Source organism: Mycobacterium sp. 141 (assembly GCF_000382405.1).
Taxonomy (GTDB): domain Bacteria; phylum Actinomycetota; class Actinomycetes; order Mycobacteriales; family Mycobacteriaceae; genus Mycobacterium.
This window is the reverse complement of sequence record NZ_KB908268.1, coordinates 27,787-48,725: the sequence shown is the minus strand read 5'-3', so window position 1 is coordinate 48,725 and position 20,939 is coordinate 27,787. Positions and strand designations below refer to the sequence as shown.

Here is a 20,939-nt window from a genome sequence, read left to right as displayed (position 1 = left end):
ACGCCATCAGTGCACGCCGACCTGTCAGTATGCAGAACGTGGCTCCTGAAAATGCGCAGACTGTCGCCTACCCCGGAATAGGTTCCCACCCGACGCGTCCCAACAGCGAGGTGTTGCCGCCGCACGTGATCGTGCTGTTCGGCGCGACCGGCGATCTGGCGAAACGGAAGCTGCTTCCGGGCCTGGCCTATCTGGAAGAGTCATCGTTCAGCCCCGATATCCGGGTCGTCGCGACCTCTTTGGAGGACTACACCGACGAAGAATTCCTCGACCACGCCAAACAGGCCATCGATGAGTTCGGCAACCGGCACCCCACCGACGAGCAGTGGAAGAACTTCGCGAGCAAGGTGCATTACGTGCCGCAGAGCGCCGGCCCTGAAGCACTGGCCGCCGCCGTCAACGCCGCCGAGTCCGACCTGGGCCCCGAGGCCCGTCGGCTGCACTATCTGTCGGTGCCGCCCAAAGCCGCCGAGTCCGTCATCACGATGCTCAAGGACGCCGACCTGGTGAGGCGGTCCAAGGTAGTCATGGAAAAGCCGTTCGGCACCGACCTGGCGAGCGCGGTTGCGCTGAATGCGTTCGTGCACAGGACATTCAAGGAATCCCAGATCTTCCGCATCGACCACTTTCTGGGCAAAGAGGCCGCGCAGAACATCCTGGCGTTCCGGTTCGCCAACGGCCTTTTCGAGCCGATCTGGAACCGCAACTTCATCGACCACATCCAGATCGACATCCCCGAGACGCTCGGCCTGGATCAACGGGCCAACTTCTACGAGAGCACCGGCGCCTTCAAGGACATGGTGGTCACCCACCTGCTCCAGGTGATGGCATTCGTGGTGATGGAGCCACCGACCGCGCTGGAACCTCGCGCCATCAGCGAAGAGAAGAACAAGGTGTTCCGGTCGATGCTGCCAATCGATACCGCCGACGTGGTACGCGGGCAGTACCAGGGCTACCGCGAAGAGAAAGGCGTGGCGCCGGACTCGGAGACAGAGACGTTCATCGCACTCAAGGTCGGGATCGACAACTGGCGCTGGGCCGGGGTGCCGATCTACCTGCGCACCGGCAAGCGGATGGCCGAGGGTCAGCGGATCATCTCGATCGCGTTCAGAGAGGCACCGCGCACCATGTTTCCGACAGGCTCCGGGGTGGGCGCGCAAGGACCGGACCATCTCACGTTCGATCTGGCCGACGCGTCGAAGGTGTCATTGTCCTTCTACGGCAAGCGCCCCGGGCCGGGCATGCGGCTGGAGAAGCTCTCGATGCAGTTCTCCACGCAGGAGACCGCGGAGATCAGCGACGTTCTGGAGGCCTACGAGCGGCTGATCCTCGATGCCATGCGGGGCGATCACACCTTGTTCACCACCGCCGAAGGCATCGAGTCGCTGTGGGAACGTTCCGAAACACTGCTACTGGACCCACCGGTGGTGAAGATGTACCCGCAGGGCACGTGGGGGCCCAACGCGATCCATCAGCTCATCGCGCCGAACGCCTGGCGGCTGCCATTTGAACGGGCGTGGCGGGAGCGGAAGGAGTAGCTCGCACGTCACACCCGCCACTTCAGTCTCGATGACGTCAGTGAAAGCGATTGAGTAGTGGGATCTTTTCGATGATCCGGTCGCGCAGCCGCGGCGGCGCCACCGGCGGCACATACGCCGGGACGGGCGACGGTGCGTAGACCGGTGGGGCCGGCGGCACGTACGCAGGTTCCGGTTCCGGCGCCGGTGGGACGTACGCCGGCTCGGGCGCCGCGGCTGGTTCGACGGGAGCCGCTTCGGGAGCTGAGGCCGCCGGTGCGTGCGCTCCGACCGTCTCAGGGACCGGCGGCGGGGCAGCTGGGTGAGGCGCAGGCACAGCGGTGGCTTTCGCGATCGACGGTGGGGCGGCCGGCCGCACGGAGGGCTCGACGGCACTGGTGTTGTGCATCTCCGTCGACTCCGGGGTCAGCCGCAGGCCGAGCGCGAATGACAACGAGACAACGAACACCACGACTGCGGCGGCCAGCACCGAAGACAACACGGCGACACGGGAGAGTAGCGGTTTCGCCACGGTCGCCGGTGCGGCGTTCGCGCCGCGGGCGGCGGCCAGTGCGGCACCCCGGGTAAGGGCGAGGTCGGCCTCGTCGGCGGTGAAGACGGGACGCGCCGTCTCTTCGCGCAGCACGGCCACGAGAGTGTCGGCGGCCTCGACGTCGGATCCGAGGACGAAGACCGCGTCGGGGCTCGGGCGCGCGCCACGAACCGCAGCGCTGGCACGCTCCAGCAGCCCGGAGTCGCTGCGGTCGATCCGTTCGACGTGCACCCGCTGGTCGTTGACCGTCGCGACAAGTGCGGCCCCGGGTTCGACAATGCAGATGACGAGGAAGTCGTAGCCGGAGATCTCGGCGATGCCGCCGGCCAGTACCTCGGCGGCCTCGACGTCAGAAACGTCGACCACGCGGGCCCCGCCGCCCAGCGCGTCGAGAGCCGCGCGGACCTTGGCGGCCACCGCGTCGGCGCCAGGCGACCAGGTCAGGCCAGCAGCGTGCAGTTCATCGCCGACGAGTACGTTCTCCAAGAGCGCCTCGGCGTCGAACGTCCCGACGTCGGATATGCCCAGTGCCCCGCGGTCGACAGGTGCACCCTCGCCCGTGATCCCGTCGACCAGCACCCACCGGACGACGCTCGATGTCATCGAGAAACCCAGTACGAGGCCCATTGATGACCTCCGATCGTTCGTCAATCGCACCTGAGGCTACCGGTACGACGGGCTGCCTGCCGCCTCGCCCGCCGCGGATAGCCCGGCGCCCGTTCGGGCGAACTCGGGTGCTTGACCGCCGGCCAAGTGAGTTCAGCGCAGCGCGCTGCCCTGGATCCACTGGCCCCACGGCACGCTCCAGTCACCGTTGTGTTGCAGGGTCAGCGGTTCGCCGCCGGTGTTGCGCACCTCGACGATGTCGCCGGGCACGGAGAAGTCGAAGAACCACTTGGCGTTGTCGCTGTTGAGGTTCAGGCAGCCGTGGCTGGTGTTGGTGTTGCCCTGGGCCCAGACCGTCGCGTTGAGCTGGTGGAGGTAGATGCCGTCGGTGCTGATCCGGGTGGCGTACGGGATGGTTTCCTTGTAGCCCAGGCGGCTGTTGACGGGCAGGCCGAACGTCGAGGAGTCCATGATCACCGGGTTGGCCTTGTCCATCACGGTGTAGACGCCGGGCGGAGTCCAGAAGCTGAGTGTGGTGCCGCCGATGGTCTCGGTGCCCCCCATGCCCATGGAGGTGGGCATGGTGCGGACCAGCTTGCCGTTCTCGAAGACACTGACCTGTTTGGTCTTGTCATCGGCGATCGAGACGTGCGAGTCACCGATGGTGAAGGACACCTTCTCGTCTTCGGCGCCGTAGAGGCCGTCGCCGAGTTTGGCGCCGTAGATGTCGGCGTCGACGGTCACCTGCGTGCCCGGCGCGTAGTACTTTTCCGGCCGCCAATGCGCGGTCTGGTCGTCGATCCAGTTCCAGGCGCCGAAGACCGGCGGGTTGGTGGTCACCTTGAGACGACGTTCGGCGTTGGCCTTGTCGGTGATGGGTTCGTCGAAGCGCGCGACGATCACCATGCCGACGCCGTACTTCGCGCCGTCTTGCAACATCGCGCCCGACGTGCCGTCGAGATACACCTGCGACTGGTTGCTCGGGGTCAGCGTGCTGAAGGTGGTGACCTGTCGGGTCGGCATGCCGCCGGGACCCTTGGCCGCGATCGTCATGGTGTAGGTGCGGCCGAACCCGAGCGTCGTCGTCGGCTTCCAGGTCTTGGCATCGGGGGTGAGGATGCCCGGGATCTGCTTGCCGCCGTCGTTGACCATCGTGACGGTGTCCAGCGTGCCGGTCTCGGCGGTCACCAGAACGCGCGCCAGCGGGTCGACGTCCTCGGCTTTGGGCTTCGGGGTGATCGTGAGCTTGGCCGGCTCGGTCGGCGACGCCTGCGGGACGCCAGGGGGCGCGGCGGCCAGCGTCTGGCAGTTCTCACCGCAGTCCGGCAGTGCGGTGACGACCACGCCGCCGAGCACGGCGAGCACGGCAAACATGACCGCGAGGCTGGCACGGCGAACAGACGTCAACGTCACTCCAATGTGTTTCCGGCGAGAGCCGTATCGATCGAGCACCGATCGGGTGCGCTAATCCTAACCGGGGAGAGTCCTGTGTGGCGCGACAGGCACGGCCTGTAGGCGAGTCGTGACACCGTCGTTGTGTGGCCGAGCTTCGGTGCGCTGTGACGGCGGTCTCCGGAAGTGGTGAGCTCAGTGACCGGCCCGACTCGATTACTGATTTACCGCAGGTCGGCCATACCATCGCTGGCGAGATGACCGACAACGCCCTCGACACCCCGACCGCCACCGAAACGCCGAAAGGCGACCGTGTCTCCGCGGAAGCGGCCCGCCGCCGAACCTTCGCCGTCATCAGCCACCCTGACGCCGGCAAGTCCACGCTGACCGAGGCGCTGGCGCTGCACGCCCGGGCCATCACCGAGGCCGGCGCGATCCACGGCAAGGCGGGCCGACGCTCCACGGTGTCGGACTGGATGGAGATGGAGAAAGCGCGCGGCATCTCGATCACGTCGACCGCGCTGCAGTTCCCCTACCGCGACTGCGTCATCAACCTCTTGGACACCCCCGGCCACGCCGACTTCTCCGAGGACACCTACCGGGTGCTGACGGCCGTGGACTGCGCGGTGATGCTCATCGACGCCGCGAAGGGCCTCGAACCGCAGACCCTCAAACTCTTCCAGGTGTGTAAGCACCGGGGCATTCCGATCATCACCGTGGTCAACAAGTGGGACCGGCCGGGCCGGCACGCCCTGGAACTGATGGACGAGATCCACGAACGGATCGGCCTGCGCACCACTCCCCTGACGTGGCCGGTCGGCATCGCCGGGGATTTCCAGGGCGTGATGGACCGCCGCAAGGGCCACTTCATCCGCTTCACCCGCACTGCGGGCGGGGCCACCATCGCGCCCGAGGAGCACATCCCCGTCGACGCGGCCCACGATGCTGCAGGCGTCGACTGGGACACCGCGGCCGAAGAGTCCGAGCTGCTCTCAGCCGACGGGTCCGACTACGACCGCGAGGCGTTCCTCAGCGGCGAGGCCTCCCCGGTCCTGTTCACCTCGGCTGCGCTGAACTTCGGCGTGAACCAGTTGCTCGATGTTCTCGTCGAACTCGCACCAGCACCCTCCGGCGCCATCGACGTCGACGGCGTGCGGCGAGTTCCGAACAGTCCGTTCAGTGCCTTCGTGTTCAAGGTGCAGGCCGGTATGGACTCCGCGCACCGCGACCGCATCGCCTACGCGCGGGTGGTCTCGGGCACGTTCGAACGCGGCGACGTGCTGACCCACGCCGCGACCGGCAAGCCGTTCGTCACCAAGTACGCGCAGTCGGTGTTCGGCCAGCAGCGCTCGACGCTCGACGACGCCTGGCCCGGTGACGTCATCGGGCTCGCCAACGCCGCGGCGTTGCGTCCGGGTGACACGCTGTATCGCGATGTGCCCGTGCAATATCCACCGATCCCGAGCTTCTCCCCCGAGCACTTCGCGGTGGCCCGCGGCACCGACCCCAGCAAGCACAAGCAATTCCGCAAGGGCATCGAGCAATTGGAGCAAGAAGGCGTGGTGCAGGTGCTGCGCTCCGACAAGCGCGGCGAGCAGGCGCCGGTGTTCGCCGCGGTCGGTCCCATGCAGTTCGAGGTGGCCGCGCATCGGATGGCCACCGAACTCAGCGCACCGATCTCCCTGGAGTCCCTGCCCTATCAAGTGGCCCGCATCGTGTCGCCCGAAGATGCCGAATTCGTGAATCGCCAAGTGTCAGCAGAGGTTCTGACCCGCTCCGACGGAGTGATGCTCGTGCTCTTCTCGACACCGTGGCGGCTTGAGGGCTTCCAGCGCGACAATCCCAACATCAAGCTCGGGTCGTTGGTGGCGGCTGAGGGGTAGCAAGCCGCCAAGACCTCACACCAACGCCGTACCTTCGCAACGCATCAACCGCTCATCGGCATCATCGGGCGACGGCCCGGCATCGACGAATCCGTTGCATTCATAGAGCGCGAAGGCGGGCCGATTGTGTGCCTTGACCGAGAGCACCACGTCGCGACGTACATATCGGGTGACTCCGCCAGCGCCTGCAGGCGGAGGTGACGCCAGAGCGGCCAGTCGTCGGCTCGCAGAATCTGAACGTGCATCACGTGGGATTCTCCCACCTGCCACACAACCGCCTTGAAGCCGTCAAAAGTTTGGACGTTGCTTCTCACCACACATTGCCCAAGACGCTGCACTCTCACCTGTCAGCGCACCCGGATACCATCAAGGCACCTCCGACAACCGGCGTTACTCGGCTTCTTTCCCACCGATCACGGCGTGGATGCGTCCCTGCGGGTACGGCAGGTCAATCCCGTGTTCGTCGTAAGCGCGCAGAACCGCCCGCCGCAGCCTGCGTTGCACCGACCATTGCGCGTTCGGCTTCGTCTTGACCGTCATCCTCAGCTTGAGTAGATCTGGCGACAACTCCTGCACGCCAAGCATTTCCGGTTCACCGACCACCTTGTGGCCGATCGTCGGATCGGCGATCACTTCATGTGCGGCATCGAGCGCCACCTGCTCGGCGCGATCCACATCAGCGGTCAACGCCACCGGCACCTCGACCCGCGCGACGGCAAAATCCTGACTCATGTTTCCCACCCGCGAGATTCCGCCGTTGCGGACGTACCAGAGGGTGCCGTCAATATCGCGCACAGTGGTGATCCGGAGTCCGACGCTCTGCACCTCCCCGGTCGCGTCGCCGAGATCGACAGTATCGCCGACACCGTACTGATCCTCCAGCAGCATGAACACGCCAGTGACGAAGTCCTTGACCAAGTTCTGCGCACCGAACCCGATGGCGAGTCCGACGACGCCGGCAGAGGCGATGAACGGCGCGATGTTCACGCCCAGCACACTGAGCACCGCCAGCACCACCCAGATGAGCAGCAGGATCGACGCCGTTGACTTCAGCACCGAGCCGATGGTCTGTGCGCGTTGCTGGCGACGTTCCGCCGCTTTGGCTGACGCCGACGCACGATCGCGCAAGTACCGCAGAATCAACGGCTTCTTGGTTTCCACCTGCATGTCCCCGCGACGGAGAGCGCCCGACCTGCCGGTGGTAGCCCGATCGATCATCCGGTGCAGCACAAATCGCGCGATCAACGCGACCACGGTGTACGCCACTATCCGGATGGGCACCTCGATGAGCCAATGCCGATTGGTCTCCGTCCATTCGAAAGCCATGTTGTACACACTCATGGTTCCGACCGTACGGAAGGCCGTTCGCGCGCGTCGAACCCGGACGTCATAGCGTCCGGGAACGCACCCGCGGCAAACCGAAGGCGGCGAAAGCCGATTACTAGTGTCCCCCGACGGGCGGTTGGCCTCCCGCCGGCCCGTAGGGCCCGTTCTGGGCGCCTGGCGCGGGCACGGATTCCGGGGTACTGGTAACGGCTGGCGGCGTCACCTCACAGGTCGATGGGCCGGCTGCGTCTCCGGGAGTCCCGCCGCTCTGACACTGGTTGGGCTCGTCGGCGGCCGCGCCTGGTGCCAGGGCAACTGCTACCGCAGTCGCAGTACCGGCGAGCAGGAGTGTGACGTGTGCAGAATCGAAAGTCATCGTTGACTCGCTCACTTTCATTGGGGTATGGACAGATTCGTGCGGTCAGCAGAGCTGCCGATCTCGTCCGCGTCTTGAACACGACCGAGATACCGGGGTAACCGGGCGGGGCGATTCATAAACCCGCGCCGGCAATCCCCTGCACGGGCATCGAAGAACGTCGACTATCGAAACACCCTCTCGGGCAAGGAGAGCGATGAACCGCTCTGGGTGCAGACGCCTGGGCCCTCTCCGCGATCCAGACATTCGTAACCTGGCAGACTGCACCCTCACTTCTCACGGTGAGCGGCCGAGGACGGGCGATGCCTGATCGTGTCATGCCCGTGTCCCGATCCCGCCGCGATACCGCTATATAGCGCCTAACGTGGATCAGCGGGTCGCCGTGCGAGCCGCGTCGTCCTGTGCGCTGCAACCGAAAGGATGCCGAGTTGTCCACCGCAAGCCCGGTCACCCCCACCACACCGACATTGCGTGAACTGACTGTCCGCGGGATTCTGCTCGGCGGAGCGATCACCCTGGTATTCACCGCCGCCAATGTCTACCTCGGCCTCAAGGTTGGCCTGACGTTCGCCACCGCCATCCCGGCCGCGGTGATCTCGATGGCAATCCTGCGTAATTTCGCCAATCACTCCATCGTGGAGAACAACATCGTGCAGACCGTCGCGTCGGCGGCGGGCACGCTCTCGGCGATCATCTTCGTGCTGCCCGGGCTCATCATGATCGGCTGGTGGACCGGATTCCCCTACTGGATCACCGCGGCCGTGTGCGCGGTCGGCGGCATCCTCGGCGTGATGTACTCCATTCCACTGCGTCGCGCCCTGGTCACCGGCTCGGATCTGCCCTATCCCGAGGGGCTCGCCGCCGCCGAAGTGCTCAAGGTCGGTGACAGCAGCGGCGGCGCCGAAGACAACCGTATGGGTATGCGGGTCATCACGTTCGGCTCGGTGGTCTCGGCCGCGTTCGGGCTGCTGGCCAACCTCAAGGTGCTGTCCAATTCGGTGGCCGCCTACTTCCGCGTCGGCTCCGGCGGCTCGATGTTCGGCGCCAGTCTGTCGCTGGCGTTGATCGGTGTGGGACATCTGGTCGGGATGACCGTCGGGGTGGCGATGCTCGTCGGGCTGGTTATCTCATTCGGAATCATGCTGCCGATCCGCACCAGCGGAGGGTTCGGGACAGGTGAACCGCTGGCCGACGTCATCGATGGAGCGTTCGTGCACGACGTGCGATTCATCGGGGCTGGAGCGATCGCGGTGGCCGCGGTATGGACGCTGCTGAAGATCCTGCGCCCCATCATCAAAGGCATCACCGACGCGCTGGCCTCCTCACGCAACCGGCGTCAGGGCCAGCTCGTCGACATCACCGAACGCGACATCCCCTTCCCCATCGTGATCGGCACCGTCATCGTGATGCTGCTGCCGATCGCCCTGCTGCTGTGGGAATTCACCCGCGGCACCGCGTTGCAAGGCAGTGCGGCTGGGATCATCGTGGCGAGCGTGGTGTTCGTCTTCCTCATCGGCCTGGTGATCGCCGCGGTGTGCGGGTACATGGCCGGCCTGATCGGCTCGTCGAACAGCCCGATCTCCGGTGTCGGCATCCTCACCGTGCTCATCGCCGCACTGGTGATCAAGCTGGTGTTCGGCCACACCAGCGACAGCCAGTCCACCGCGCTGGTCGCCTTCACGCTGTTCGTCACGGCCGTCACGTTCGGTGTGGCCACCATCTCCAACGACAACCTGCAAGACCTCAAGACCGGCCAGCTGGTCGGGGCCACCCCGTGGAAACAGCAGGTGGCGTTGGTGATTGGCGTGCTGTTCGGCTCAGCGATCATTCCGCCGGTGCTCGACCTGATGCAGCGCGCGTTCGGCTTTCTCGGTGCGCCCGGAGCCGGCGACAACGCCCTGGCCGCGCCACAAGCAGCGCTGATCTCATCGCTCACCAAAGGGGTGTTCGGCGGGAACCTGAACTGGTCGTTGGTCGGACTCGGCGCCGCGATCGGCGTCGCGGTGATCGTCATCGACGAGATCCTCAACCGCACATCACGATTCGCCCTGCCTCCGCTCGCTGTCGGGATGGGCATGTACCTGCCGATGAGCCTGACGCTGATCATCCCGTTGGGTGCCGTACTGGGGTTGTTCTACAACCGCTGGGCCGACCGCACCGGCGGAAATATCGAACGCAAGAAGCGCCTCGGGGTACTGCTGGCCACCGGCATGATTGTCGGCGAAAGCCTTTACGGCGTCGTCTTCGCCGGGTTCGTCGCCGGCACCGGCAGCGAAGACCCCTTCTCGATCTTCTCCGGCAACACCGGCAACCTCGCCGAGACCATCGGGATTATCGCGTTCGTGGTCGTCGTCCTGTGGATGTACAAACGGACACAGAAGATTTCGGGGCGTGATGTGAAGGTCGACAGCTGACGCGTCCGCCACACCACACTGCCGGTGCCACGTCGCTGACCTGGAGCTTTGGCGCGCGGACCAGCCGTGTCACGGCGTCGCGGAGAAGCGAAAAGTCTGCGGTGACGGGGTCGGGACGGACACCGGTGGCATAACGGTCTGATATTGAATCGAAGTCGACTCGCGAGGCTGCAACAGTCTCAACAGTCACTTTGTTACCGTTGAACGGTGCAGGTTTCCCGGCGTGACGTGCTGCGCTATGCCACCGCGGCCTCGGCGTTGGTCGGCCTGAGTGGAGCATCAGCATGTGCCGGCACACCCACAGCGTCCGCCGCTGCGCCCACGCTGATCGACTTCGCCGCGCGCCAGATTCCGGCCCGGGATATCCGGGCCGCCGGCCACTCCGGAGTGATCAACTACGTCTCGACATCGCGTCCTGGGTCATCCTTCGGCGCCAAGCCGATCACCCTTCCGTACGCCCAGTCGCTGACCGCCGCCGGGCTGGTGATCGTCAGCAACTACCAATACGGCAAGCCGGGCGGCACGGCACCGTCGGACTTCAGGCGCGGGTATGCCGGTGGCGTCGCCGACGCCCGCACCGCCTGGCAGCTGCATACCGCCGCAGGTGGCGGCCGGAGTGCGCCGATCTTCTTCAGCGTCGACGAGGACATCGACCGCAACACCTGGAACACCGTCGCACTGCCGTGGTTTCGTGGAATCAACTCGGTGCTCGGACCGCAACGCACCGGCATCTATGCCGGGGTCAACCCGTGCCAATGGGCCGCAGCCGACGGTGTCATCGGGAGGTCGAGCACGCCCGGCCACGTGTGGGCGTGGCAGACGCGCTCCTGGTCCGGCGGGCAGATATACCCTGCCGCAGTTCTCTACCAGCGTGTGGTGAGCACCGCATCGAATCCAGGCCCGGCGGTCGGCGGACTCTCAGTCGACGTCAACGATGTCCTGGCCCAGGATTGTGGGCAGTGGAACCTACATCCGTGAGATTGCACGTGTTCGCCTCGTATCGTCACTAGCCGGCATCGAGGTAACCCAGTACTCCGCCTCCTTCAGGACCTCGCGCTTGTAACTCGATCTCAGTGTGTCGATCACCGCGAGCGCTCGCGACGTCAGCTCATCGCGAATTCCGCTCTGCGCGTGAGCGAATGGGATGAACGCACGCAGCAGGTCCGGTGCGTCCAGCGCAACCTCCAAGGGAATGCTGTAGTAGTGATGCACGGTACCGACAGCCTGTTCGACCCGCGTCGCGCTCCACCGCAACGGATCCCGCTCGTCGTCGAGGAGCTCCAGCAGCAGCTCCCGATGGCCCGAGTCGGTGAACGGCGTGGCGGAATCCGTGGCGAAGAACCTGTCGCACAGCTCCTCGATCTCGGGCCAGTCCATGGCCTGCCAGCGGTGCTCACCGCCTTCAGGAAGCCGACGGGCCAACCACCCGACCAGTGCCCGGTACAGCGGCCAGCCCGCCGTCTCTTGTGCGAATGTTGGCTTGGTGAGCGCATCTTCGAGCCACGCGCGGGCATCGGCGAGGCTCATTTCGACGACATCGGCATCGGTGCTCAGTTCGGCCACGCGGACAATGGCCTTGTCGATCGGATTCGGCATAACGCCTGCGTCGGCGATGCCCGACAGCATGGTGTGGTCAATCCAGACCGCGATCGTCAGCTCATGCTGACCATCGATGCGCATACCGAGCACGATTTCGTCGGCATCGCCGAGCACGTCGCTTCTGCGCACCGCCCGGTCCACGTCGACCTGCGGTAGGGCGGCGATCCACCGCGGCAGGTGTTCGTCGCGTCCGGCCAGCTCTTCACGACATCGCAGTTGTGCCGCCGGATCATCGTCGAGAAGTTCGGCGATTCGGCACATCGATCAGGGCGCCCAAAACGCTGTCCCGATACGTCTCGTTGCCGAGCGGGTCAGGTTTCGCCACATTCGCCAGCCGCTCGGCGACGTCCGGATAGATCGCCGAGTCGGGGTATCGCAGATCCTTCTCCAGCTGGGTCTGTACAGGTCCACAGCTTGACAGGTGGAGCGTCGACGCCTCGGACGGCCAATTCCTTCCAGGCCCAGCCCGGACCGTAACGGTCAGCAGCCTGCCACGCGGCCTCCATATCGCCATCGCTCATCAGCAGCTGGACCAGGAGCACGCTGGCAGTGAACCTGCCGGTAGCCAGTTGTTCCGCGTGAGCCAAGTCCTACGCGCAGCGACGACCCGTTCTCGATTTTCTCCGGCAGCACCGGCAACCTCGCCGAGACCATCGGGATTATCGCGTTCGTGGTCGTCGTCCTGTGGATGTACAAACGGACACAGAAGATTTCGGGGCGTGCGTCGGTAAATCAGTGAGCTGTTTGGTCACGCGTCAGGACTGAGTCGTTGCGCCGATCTCGGCTGCGAATTCTCGGAAGCCCGGATGACCAGGCGACTTTTGCAAACACCGCTTCACGAGGTCACGCGCGATATTGAGGTTGCCGCGTCGATGCGCGAGTCGGGCAGACAAAAACACTTGCTCCGCACCCGCCAAGGAGGCGTGGCCCACGATGTTGTCGAGTAGTGGGTCGTCGTCGGCCAAGTTTTCCACGAGCGAGCACGACGGCGAGTGTGGTCTCTTTCGTGCTCACCGTGCCATCGCCATACCGGGTCCAACCATGCCGGGATTCCCATCGAATCAGCTGTGGCGCCGCCATTTCGGCAAATGTCTGGAACCCGTGCCGTTCCCACGTCGCGGCCCACAACGCCGCCACTGCATCGGATACGACGAAACCTGCCGCGGCCACCGGATCCTCGGACCGGAAGTAGTAGGTGTCACGGGCTTCGCACGCGAGGTCGATCAGTTGCTCCAGCGCGGTCGCCGCCGACCGGCCATCGTCAGCTCGCAGCGCGTCTTGAGCCTCGGCGGCCAACCGCTTGAAGGTGAATCGCCAGCGTGTCCGCTCACGCGGCGTCACGCTTCGGTCCCCCGCCAGATACGCACCCGATCGCGCCAACGCCACGAAGTCGGCGACCTCGTCCCGCACCGTCACCGGGTCGGGCAGCTCCGTCTTGGGACAGGCCGAGCGGGCGCCACCGTCGCCCGCGAGCTCGGCCTCGATACGTTCACGCATGTTCGCCGTACCCCGCCAGTAGAGATTCCACAACGCTTTCCGCAACCGGTCCTCATCGAGTCCGCCCACCACACCGAAGAACTGTTCGCGATTCATACGCTTGGCGGTCATTACGTCAGTCGCCCGAATCCGTCAGCTGCTGGAAGCGGTCGCGCTGTCCGATGAGCCACTGCCGCCGGTCCGCGATCAGGTAGTCGGGCGAGCCGAGTCGCACGGCGTAGGTGTCGTCGCGAAAGCCACCGGCTCGCAACATGGTGGCCGCGCGCCCGGAGACGCTGCTCTGCCCGATGCCGAAATAGGCTGTGAGGTCGCTGACCTGGAGACGACGACCGGGCAGTGACTCGAACAGACCGTTCGCCTTGCCCGCAATCCACACCACGGCCGCGGCCGCCGTTTCCACGCGCGCCTTACGCCTGAACACCGCGGGATCCCCGGACGCGACGCGGGCAAGCAACCGTCGGGACACGGTGCGATACTCGACGTCAAGCAGCTCATCACAGCACCCGTCGGTCAGCGCGAGAACCTCGGCTACCCGGGCGGTCACGTCGTCGGCGATACCCGACCACTGAAACGGTTCGTCGGCCAGCGGCGCGGCATCAAGGTGGTCCAGTTGTTCGTGGCCACCAACGTCGTGCGCCAGGTAATCCAGCATCGACTCCTCAAAGCTATACGGCTCATCGAACCCCGACAGGGCAAACCCGTCCGCGCCGACGCCGAGCGCATCGAGCAACGCCTCCGGCCCCTGCGGCCTGGGTGAGCGGATCACCGTCTGATAGTGCGGGGCACAAGCATCGATCGCCGCCAACGTCTCGTCTGTCAGTTCCGTGCGCAACCCGACTTCGGCGTGCGCGAAACGCACGAACGCCCGAAGCAGCTCCGGTGCCTTCGCCAAGTATGTGGCGGGTGCGACAACCTTGCGAGGTAACCAGTCCACGAGCAGGATCTCGACCTGCACCGCGCTCCAGCGCAGCGGATCCCCCGGCCCATAGTCGGTGCCGTACCACAGAAGAGATTCGAGCAAGTCACGATGATCGGCGTCATCGAGCTCACAGCCCCACCGTGACGCGAAGAAGCGGGACGTCAGCGTGCTGAGTTCTCCGGAATCCCATTGCGGCCGTTGGTAACCGGACCCCCCTTCGGCCAGACCCCGAGTGATCCATTCGATCAGCGGGCGGCAGGCGGGCCACGATTCCGTCTCCATCGGCGGGACGGTGATCGCGGCGGTTTCGATCGCGTCGTCGAGCCACGCGCGTGCGTCGGCCAGACTGAGTTCCTCCCAGACCATCTCCGGTTCGTCCGCGATGCTCCGATATTCGGCGATCATGTCGGCGATGGATTCGGGCACCACGTAGGCGTCCTTGACCAGTCTTCCGAGGTTGTGGTCGACGTAGACGATGAATGTCAGCTCGTAGGTGCCGGCCAGTCGTACCCCGAGCATGATGTTGTCCCCGTCGCCGAGGACATGGCCCATCCGCACCGCCCGGTAGGCCGACGTGTCCGCTAACCGGATAAGCCAGTCCGGTCCGGTATCCGGCCGGGTAGCCAGTACACGCCGGATACGGGCGCGCAGGACGTCGTCGCCGGACAGCGCGCCGATTGCGGCAAGCAGGGCGGTGGTCTCCGGTGTGTCGACGTCGATGAACATCGCGGCGAGTTCTTCACGGGTCGGTAGATCGGTGGCCTCATCCGGTCGGGCGAACGGTGCACGGTTGCTACGAGGATCGATAGCGGTCAGCAACGAACTGACGAAGCTGAGCAGATGCAGCGGATCTGGATCGGCAAGCGCCGCCCTTACGTCGTCGAGCAGGTCCGGCTCGGCGGACTCGTGGTGTGTCGTATCGGGCCCTCGACGGTGCTGGCGGTGTTTCGCTGCCCGGCGTTGTCGGTTCGATTTCGACATGGCCACCACCGTACGTCGCGGTACGCCGATTGCGGTGATGGCCACCCGCTCGGCACGGGCGAGGCCGCCGAGTCCACACAGCCTGCGGAATGCTGTTGCGGTAGCGCCGCGATCCCCGAGGGCTGCAGCGTCCGCCAGTAACTATAGCGCCTCGCGCTACAGTTCTTTCATGTCCGAGCTCGACGCCGTGCTGCAATCAGCCGCACGACTGCAGCGGTTGGTTCCCGACGCCGTACTCGTTGGCGGATCGGCGGCGGCTTACCACGCGCGGCACCGCGACTCCTACGACCACGATCACGTTGTGCGTGATCTGGAACAGCGATTCGGCGCAGTATTGGACGCGCTCGAATCCGACCCCGAATGGGTGTTCAACCGCTCGACACCCGGGAAAGTCATCCTCGGTGAACTCGGCGGAATAGAGGCCGGTGTCCGGCAGATGATCCGCACGGTTCCCCTTGAAGTGGAAGACGTCTCGTTGCCGTCAGGCCAGGTGATCCGTGTGCCCACGGCAGAAGAGGCATTACGTATCAAGGCCTGGCTTATCATTCGGCGCAATCAGGTGCGTGATTACCTTGACGTGGCGGCACTGTCCGGGGAGTTCGGAATTGATTGGGCTGCAACTATATTGCGCAACATCGATGCCTTCTATGCAGATGTGAACACAGGACCGGACAGTGTGGCTTCACAGGTTCTCCGACAACTCAGCGAACCGCGCCCGAAAGATTCTCGTGTGACGATGCAGCTGCCGGGTTACAAGGGACTTCGTGCGCCATGGACGGACTGGGATCGCGTCGTACAGCAGTGCCGCGCAATCGCAGATGCGATGTGAGAGAGGGAAAGTGAATATGCCTGAACTCAAGTTCCGCAACCTGAACGTCACTCCCGATGATCCCGTTGAGCAGTGGGGCGTCGAAGGGATTCTTACCGCGATCGACCGCGGATCACTCATGCACTGGAAACGCATCGTCGCTGCCGTGACTGCCGACCCTCACGGAGAAGTGGCCAAGGATCTGACTCAGGCTGTCGAGTTGGCCGGAGATGTTGGAGTGGCAGCCCTCATGCGCAGGCTTCTCGACCGGGTCTCGAAAGGACCGCAATGACTGTAGAAACACCACACCCCGGTGTTGTGCTGGCATCGCACTACATGGCGCCTCGTGGCGTGAGCCAGAACCAGTTGGCGCGCGCTCTCGGCGTATCGCCTCGGCGAATCAATCTGCTGGTCCACGGTCAGCGGTCGGTGACTGTCGAAACCGCGCTCATGCTGTCCAGGTACTTCAGCACCACCGCGGAGATGTGGATCGACATGCAGGGACGCTATGACCTCGCGAATGCCAAGCGCCGCCTACATCACCGTCTCGAACAAATTCCAACGCTACCGTCCGGGCCGAATGTTGCTGCGCCCCATGGGTACCCCTGCGATGGCACAGGCCGCGCCGGTCAAGCGTAACTCCCAGTCGCACCCGGACCGCCGGCTCGCTCACCATGAACGCACCTCCCATTCTGATCTGGCCCACCGGTCTACCAGCACCCTCCGACAGACTGCGGCGAGCGCGGGCTCGGTCAGGTCGGGCAGCATCATCACCGTCCCGGCAAGTGAATCCGACTGGACAGCACAGCAACCGGCGGTCGCCGACTCCATGGAAAAGACCCCCAGGAGTGAGGTGGGGAGTCGCTGGGCCGGTGTACCTCAATCGGCGTATGCGGGCGTACTCGGCAGGCAGAGCCGCCGTATCTGGTCATACCTTGAACGGACTCCTGGCGGAGGGGCCTCGGCAGTCGGTCGTTGAGGCTAAGGTATGCCGAGGTCGGCGAAAGGTACAGCTGTGAGTGACGACGACAAGACGGTAGTGCCCGTTTGGTCCAGGCTGTCGAACATGCCCAGCTCGACCCGACCAATCCCTTCGAGAACTTCGTCCGCACGCTCAAGGCAGACCAACAGCGTGTCACCGAATTGGAAGCGGGGATCGCCACAGTTCTGCGCCGCCTGTCCACGCTGCAGCTGGATCGCTCACACGGTGTGCGGGACTTCGTCTTCTCCGCAGCGGAAGTAGACAAGTTGTTGCGTACCTCCCACAAGCTTCGTGAGTTGGGCGACGGTGTCGACACCGACGGCAAGGCTTCCGATGTGGCCATCGAGATCCTGCGGGAGACCGACGGGTCTGTTGTCGTTCTGCCCGCATACCGGGCACGGGCCGCATAAGGCACGACGGGAACCATTGGCGGACTGTCGGTAGCGGTCGACGCAGCTACACCACACCGTCGTCACGGGCATGTTGAATCTGGTTCTTGATCTCCCGATAGGCCTGCACGCGTGCCATGACCGCATCGACCGCCGAATCCTGCTGTGTAGTTTCCGGGGTGGCTTCGATGCCGTAGATCATGGCGCTGAGCTTCGCGTGCAGTTCGGCACGCTGCTCGGCGACCCGGGCGTCCTCGCGTTCGGTGCGTAGTGACTTGTCGATCAGCTGCGCTTCCTTGGCACATTTGCCGATCAGCTCTACCCGTTGGGTCGCAGCGCGTTCCAGGTCGGCCGTGGTGGTCTTCGCCTCCGCCACGATCTTGCGGTCCTCGGCGCTGGGTTTGTCCAAGGCCGACAACTTTCCGATCACGCCGCGCAGCGCGTGCGCCTTCTCGAAGTTGTCGGTAATCCCTTTGATGTCGGCACTGAAGTCGACGTCGCCCAGCCATCCTGCGCTGGCGGCCTCCGACGCGGTCACCTGCTTCACCGCGCTCAGCGCGGACTCCACAAGCGCGGCGTACTGCTTGCCGAGCGTGTCGATGCGCCGCTGCCTTTCCTTGCGGACTCGTTCTTCGCGTTGGTGTTTCGCGTCTGCAGCCTGCTTCGATTTCTCGGTACCAGCCCGTTCCTGGGCCTCATAACTGCGTTGCTTCAGGGCAACGACGATCTTGTAGCCAACCCAGCCCACAACAACCATCGCGGTTACGACGCCGAGCGCGATCCAGACCGGCTTCGGAACCAGCGTGATGAGCACGAAGACGACGAAGATCAGTCCGCCCGCGCCCGAGGAACTCTTATTGCTGCTCACTTGACACCTCCAGTTACGCGTCCATGCGACGCCGACTTCCGTTGATTTAGCTGGGTCAGAACGACTCCCGTGGCCGGCAAGACCGGTGCTCACGGGAACCGCTCAGCATCACACTGGCCACCGACAACCGGTGAGGAGAAGTCCTACAGCCCTGCTGCGGTGGCTCCGTAGGCCGCCTGCGATGAAGTGAACCCGTCGAATTCGAGTTGGTCGATGAGTCCGCCGCGGGAGAATCCGGAGTAGTCCAGGTAATCCTTGGCAGCTTTCGCGGCTTGCTCATTCCAGTCCACGGCGATGTGGTCGACGGCGAAAGTCGCGTCTGCGGTTGAGAAGTCGTCGAATTCCAATTGCTTGATGAGCCCCTCGCGGGAAAAGGCCGTGTAGTCGAGGTAGTCCTTGGCGGTACGCACCGCATTGCGCTGGCTTACCGTCGAGGCGGGTTCCAGAGGGACCATGGGTCCGGAGAGAGCTCGGACGTGCGACTCGCCGTGCCCTTCCATTCTGGTGACTACGCCGGCCAACTGCACCGAGGGGCCTGCCCCGTCGAATACTGCCGTCGCCATGGCGAACCACAGGGCGGTGCCACTGATCGCCAACAGCAGGCCTGCGGCGAGGGCGTCCTCGAGCCGGCTCTTTGTCGAGGTCGCAGAAGTGGCGGCCGCGTGGCGGAGCGCGTCGTGGTGCGCAGTCGAGGCCGGCTTTGCCGAGACGCTATTCATCGTATGTGCTCCATCTGTTGTCCATGGTCGCTCGCACATGCGAGCCCAACAGAATGACAGAACCCACCGACAAGCTGGAGAATCCGCAACGCAGGAGTGCAGTTGGGATGACCATGCTGCACCGGACTTGCGAGCTCTCGTACATAACGGGCGTGGTCTTCGCCCGGGCAAGACCAGATCACTTTCGGGCAGTGGCACATCACCGTTGGTGTCGGCACCGTCTGATCATTACGCCAGTTATAAGGCGTCTTAGGTCAGCACGGTGAGCAGGTCGGCCGCCGATGTCGTGCCCCCAACCTAACGCCTATTCGGTGAATCGCCGCACCACAAGATCCAGTGAATCGGTTTCTTTGCCTGCGCGCCAAGGATTATCGGAGTCACGAATAGCATGCCGGGAACCGCTGACCGCGATTTCACTGTGGCTGCCGTCAACTCCCCGGCGGACGATGAGCGCGGATTCGCTCTGCAAGTGCCGTTGCAGCAACGTGGCGACGGGCCAGTCCGGCGGGTACAGCGTGACAAAGGTCTGGTCGGCCACCAGACTGACCTCAGCGACACCGATATCGGCTGGGAAGTACATCGTCGTGAGCTCCGGCAGTACCGTGGATTTCACTGTGAAAGCTACTGTGCTGGAGGCGATCACATCGCACACCGTCGCCAACGTGCGATCATCTCCGCGGGTACCATACACTTCGCGTCCACAGCGCAAAACATCGTGACGCTCGAAGTAGGAGAAGAGACCGGCCGCGTGGTTGAGCAGTTCCACGCTGCCCCGCTCGGCAACCAGGTAACCCAATTCAGGCAGGAACGTTTCGGTGTAATCGATAGTGGTCATCCGCCGAATAGCCCCTTGACGAACTTCACGGCCTCCGCGGCTTTGTAGTCCATACTGTCGGAGATCATGTTTGCCACGCCCCCGGGCCCGTCGTAGCGGTCGCTGAGCGCCGAAGTCTGCTCCGGGGTCAGGTCGCTGGCAGCCTTGCCGAACATGTGCTTGGCGCCCATGTCGAAGACACCGTCGATATCTTCCTCGCTGGTCGGTAGTGTCATGTCGCCATAGAGTTGCGCCGCCCCAGCGGCCAACCCGGCCGCGGGATTGGCGGCACCGAGCGCGGAACCCACCAATCCGATGACGCCGTTCCCCGTCTCCACATCGTCACCGCTGGTGATGCCCTCGACCATGGTGGTCAGCGACGTCACCACACCAGCCCCAGCGAGGACGCTGCCGGTCACTCCGGTAAGCCCCTTCGGACCGATGTTAGGGATGCCCTCGCCGGCATTGGCGATATCGTTGACGATGCCGCCAAGAGACAACAGTGTGCCCAAGGTGTCGGTCACAGTGTTCCCCGATGGCTTGGCATCCTGACCGCCGCCCAAGCCACCGGCGGTGATGCCCGTATCAGCGGAGCTGGCCTGCTCCTGTTCATTGGCGTTGCGCTGCAACCTCTCCGAGGCACCCCGCAGTGCACCGACCGCAGCACGGATACTCGGAGCAGCTTCACCCTGCCACTGGGACCGGTGGCGGTCAGCGTCCTCACCGACCCAACGCGTGGACGATAATTGGCTACTCACGGCTCGCGCCACCGTGTCAAGACGATCCGCGCACTGCATCAAAAGCTTCGCCAGGTAAAGAAGCTGACCCACGTCGGCACCCACCATCGCCAAGAGGCCACCTCCTCATCAGTCGTCGTCACCTTATCCACCCGGGGCAACGATAGCTGTCGACCGAATGGCCGACACAGACCGATCGGTTGATCCGCGCTGCACTCTGGTCATAATGTCGACCACCGCGACGCGCACATACTCGGTCAGAGTGCCAGTCGGCACGTAGATGGTTGTAGTAGCCGCGTTCGCCATCCAGAGTCAGTTGAAGGACCCGTGAGAACCGGTTGGCGGGCATGCCTAAATGCCGACGGTGACCGCCGACCCGATTCTCAAGGCGACCGCGAGCGCTCCGACACACCCGACACAGGTGGCATATCCCATTCGATGCCTCTAATCTCGGCATAGTTTGCCGAATCACACGATGCACAGCGACTACTCAGCAAGTTCGGAGTTTATGGAGCCACCGGCGATTTCGCGGTCCCCTGCGACGCCGAGGACGGAGTGA

General features: G+C 64.5%; 17 protein-coding genes and 1 pseudogene. 8 read left to right on the top strand and 10 right to left on the bottom strand.

Translation table 11 applies throughout. From position 1 onward, the window contains the following. The first annotated feature begins 29 nt into the window (after window positions 1-29). Window positions 30-1,538 carry a glucose-6-phosphate dehydrogenase gene (gene zwf / locus H276_RS0117045; RefSeq protein WP_019972513.1) on the top strand — a complete coding sequence of 503 codons (1,509 nt, stop codon included), beginning with the start codon at window positions 30-32 and terminating at the stop codon, window positions 1,536-1,538. A gap of 37 nt (window positions 1,539-1,575) precedes the next feature. On the opposite strand, the gene H276_RS0117040 is transcribed toward zwf, so the two are convergent. Further along, window positions 1,576-2,673 carry a hypothetical protein gene (locus H276_RS0117040; RefSeq protein ID WP_369758505.1) on the bottom strand — a complete coding sequence of 366 codons (1,098 nt, stop codon included), beginning with the start codon at window positions 2,671-2,673 and terminating at the stop codon, window positions 1,576-1,578. Between the two features lie 156 nt (window positions 2,674-2,829). Further along, the gene (locus tag H276_RS0117035; protein ID WP_019972511.1) at window positions 2,830-4,089 is read right to left on the bottom strand and encodes an Ig-like domain-containing protein; all 1,260 of its coding nucleotides are present in this window, start codon (window positions 4,087-4,089) and stop codon (window positions 2,830-2,832) included. 236 nt (window positions 4,090-4,325) lie between these two features. Here H276_RS0117035 and H276_RS0117030 point away from each other — a divergent pair, with 236 nt between their 5' ends. After that, on the top strand, window positions 4,326-5,951 hold the full coding sequence (locus H276_RS0117030) for a peptide chain release factor 3 (protein ID WP_026357109.1): 1,626 nt from the start codon (window positions 4,326-4,328) through the stop codon (window positions 5,949-5,951). A gap of 390 nt (window positions 5,952-6,341) precedes the next feature. On the opposite strand, the gene H276_RS0117020 is transcribed toward H276_RS0117030, so the two are convergent. Beyond that, window positions 6,342-7,292: a mechanosensitive ion channel family protein gene (locus tag H276_RS0117020; protein ID WP_019972508.1), complete on the bottom strand. Its 951-nt coding sequence runs from the start codon at window positions 7,290-7,292 to the stop codon at window positions 6,342-6,344. Window positions 7,293-8,081: 789 nt separating this feature from the next. On the opposite strand from H276_RS0117020, the gene H276_RS0117015 reads away from it, so the two are divergent. Both H276_RS0117015 and H276_RS0117010 read left to right on the top strand, forming a co-directional pair. Beyond that, complete coding sequence (locus H276_RS0117015) at window positions 8,082-10,067, top strand: OPT family oligopeptide transporter (RefSeq protein ID WP_026357108.1); 1,986 nt, start codon at window positions 8,082-8,084, stop codon at window positions 10,065-10,067. Window positions 10,068-10,274: 207 nt separating this feature from the next. Further along, on the top strand, window positions 10,275-11,045 hold the full coding sequence (locus H276_RS0117010) for a DUF1906 domain-containing protein (RefSeq protein ID WP_019972506.1): 771 nt from the start codon (window positions 10,275-10,277) through the stop codon (window positions 11,043-11,045). Here the strand turns inward: H276_RS0117010 and H276_RS23195 are convergent. The 3 genes and pseudogenes from H276_RS23195 to H276_RS0116995 all read right to left on the bottom strand — a co-directional run bounded on the left by H276_RS23195 (window position 11,034) and on the right by H276_RS0116995 (window position 15,063). Next, on the bottom strand, window positions 11,034-11,927 hold the full coding sequence (locus H276_RS23195) for a hypothetical protein (RefSeq protein WP_019972505.1): 894 nt from the start codon (window positions 11,925-11,927) through the stop codon (window positions 11,034-11,036). The two genes, H276_RS0117010 and H276_RS23195, sit on opposite strands and share 12 nt — an antisense overlap. Window positions 11,928-12,794: 867 nt before the next feature. Continuing rightward, window positions 12,795-13,274, bottom strand: a pseudogene (locus H276_RS23190) (hypothetical protein); the annotation flags it as partial. Between the two features lie 4 nt (window positions 13,275-13,278). Beyond that, the gene (locus H276_RS0116995) at window positions 13,279-15,063 is read right to left on the bottom strand and encodes a DUF6398 domain-containing protein (RefSeq protein WP_026357107.1); all 1,785 of its coding nucleotides are present in this window, start codon (window positions 15,061-15,063) and stop codon (window positions 13,279-13,281) included. Between H276_RS0116995 and H276_RS25365 the strand changes: the two genes are divergently transcribed. The 4 genes from H276_RS25365 to H276_RS0116975 all read left to right on the top strand — a co-directional run bounded on the left by H276_RS25365 (window position 15,062) and on the right by H276_RS0116975 (window position 17,263). Then, complete coding sequence (locus H276_RS25365; protein WP_231376703.1) at window positions 15,062-15,892, top strand: hypothetical protein; 831 nt, start codon at window positions 15,062-15,064, stop codon at window positions 15,890-15,892. The genes H276_RS0116995 and H276_RS25365 overlap by 2 nt on opposite strands. 16 nt (window positions 15,893-15,908) lie before the next feature. After that, window positions 15,909-16,163 carry a hypothetical protein gene (locus H276_RS25360; protein ID WP_019972501.1) on the top strand — a complete coding sequence of 85 codons (255 nt, stop codon included), beginning with the start codon at window positions 15,909-15,911 and terminating at the stop codon, window positions 16,161-16,163. Next, window positions 16,160-16,510, top strand: a complete 351-nt coding sequence (locus H276_RS23185; RefSeq protein WP_081625495.1) for a HigA family addiction module antitoxin — start codon at window positions 16,160-16,162, stop codon at window positions 16,508-16,510. The genes H276_RS25360 and H276_RS23185 overlap by 4 nt, the downstream gene beginning before the upstream one ends. Before the next feature lie 408 nt (window positions 16,511-16,918). Then, entirely contained in the window at window positions 16,919-17,263 is a 345-nt protein-coding gene (locus H276_RS0116975) for a hypothetical protein (protein ID WP_019972499.1), read from the top strand. 46 nt (window positions 17,264-17,309) lie between these two features. On the opposite strand, the gene H276_RS0116970 is transcribed toward H276_RS0116975, so the two are convergent. From H276_RS0116970 to H276_RS23675, 4 genes are all read right to left on the bottom strand, one after another. After that, the gene (locus tag H276_RS0116970) at window positions 17,310-18,203 is read right to left on the bottom strand and encodes a hypothetical protein (RefSeq protein WP_231376702.1); all 894 of its coding nucleotides are present in this window, start codon (window positions 18,201-18,203) and stop codon (window positions 17,310-17,312) included. Between the two features lie 50 nt (window positions 18,204-18,253). Next, on the bottom strand, window positions 18,254-18,829 hold the full coding sequence (locus H276_RS23180) for an Ltp family lipoprotein (RefSeq protein ID WP_019972497.1): 576 nt from the start codon (window positions 18,827-18,829) through the stop codon (window positions 18,254-18,256). A 304-nt stretch (window positions 18,830-19,133) separates the two neighbouring features. Then, a complete protein-coding gene (locus H276_RS0116960) occupies window positions 19,134-19,664 on the bottom strand; it encodes a hypothetical protein (protein WP_019972496.1) in 531 nt (176 codons plus the stop codon). Then, window positions 19,661-20,401: a hypothetical protein gene (locus H276_RS23675; RefSeq protein ID WP_155943142.1), complete on the bottom strand. Its 741-nt coding sequence runs from the start codon at window positions 20,399-20,401 to the stop codon at window positions 19,661-19,663. The genes H276_RS0116960 and H276_RS23675 overlap by 4 nt, the downstream gene beginning before the upstream one ends. Between the last annotated feature and the right edge of the window lie 538 nt (window positions 20,402-20,939).

Coding starts and splice junctions, on each gene's coding strand:
- zwf (WP_019972513.1), top strand. CDS start 30: ATGCAGAACGTGGCTCCTGAAAATGCGCAGACTGTCGCCTACCCCGGA.
- H276_RS0117040 (WP_369758505.1), bottom strand. CDS start 2,673: ATGACATCGAGCGTCGTCCGGTGGGTGCTGGTCGACGGGATCACGGGC.
- H276_RS0117030 (WP_026357109.1), top strand. CDS start 4,326: ATGACCGACAACGCCCTCGACACCCCGACCGCCACCGAAACGCCGAAA.
- H276_RS0117020 (WP_019972508.1), bottom strand. CDS start 7,292: ATGAGTGTGTACAACATGGCTTTCGAATGGACGGAGACCAATCGGCAT.
- H276_RS23195 (WP_019972505.1), bottom strand. CDS start 11,927: ATGTGCCGAATCGCCGAACTTCTCGACGATGATCCGGCGGCACAACTG.
- H276_RS25365 (WP_231376703.1), top strand. CDS start 15,062: ATGGCCACCACCGTACGTCGCGGTACGCCGATTGCGGTGATGGCCACC.
- H276_RS0116995 (WP_026357107.1), bottom strand. CDS start 15,063: ATGTCGAAATCGAACCGACAACGCCGGGCAGCGAAACACCGCCAGCAC.
- H276_RS25360 (WP_019972501.1), top strand. CDS start 15,909: ATGCCTGAACTCAAGTTCCGCAACCTGAACGTCACTCCCGATGATCCC.
- H276_RS23185 (WP_081625495.1), top strand. CDS start 16,160: ATGACTGTAGAAACACCACACCCCGGTGTTGTGCTGGCATCGCACTAC.
- H276_RS23180 (WP_019972497.1), bottom strand. CDS start 18,829: ATGAATAGCGTCTCGGCAAAGCCGGCCTCGACTGCGCACCACGACGCG.
- H276_RS0116960 (WP_019972496.1), bottom strand. CDS start 19,664: ATGACCACTATCGATTACACCGAAACGTTCCTGCCTGAATTGGGTTAC.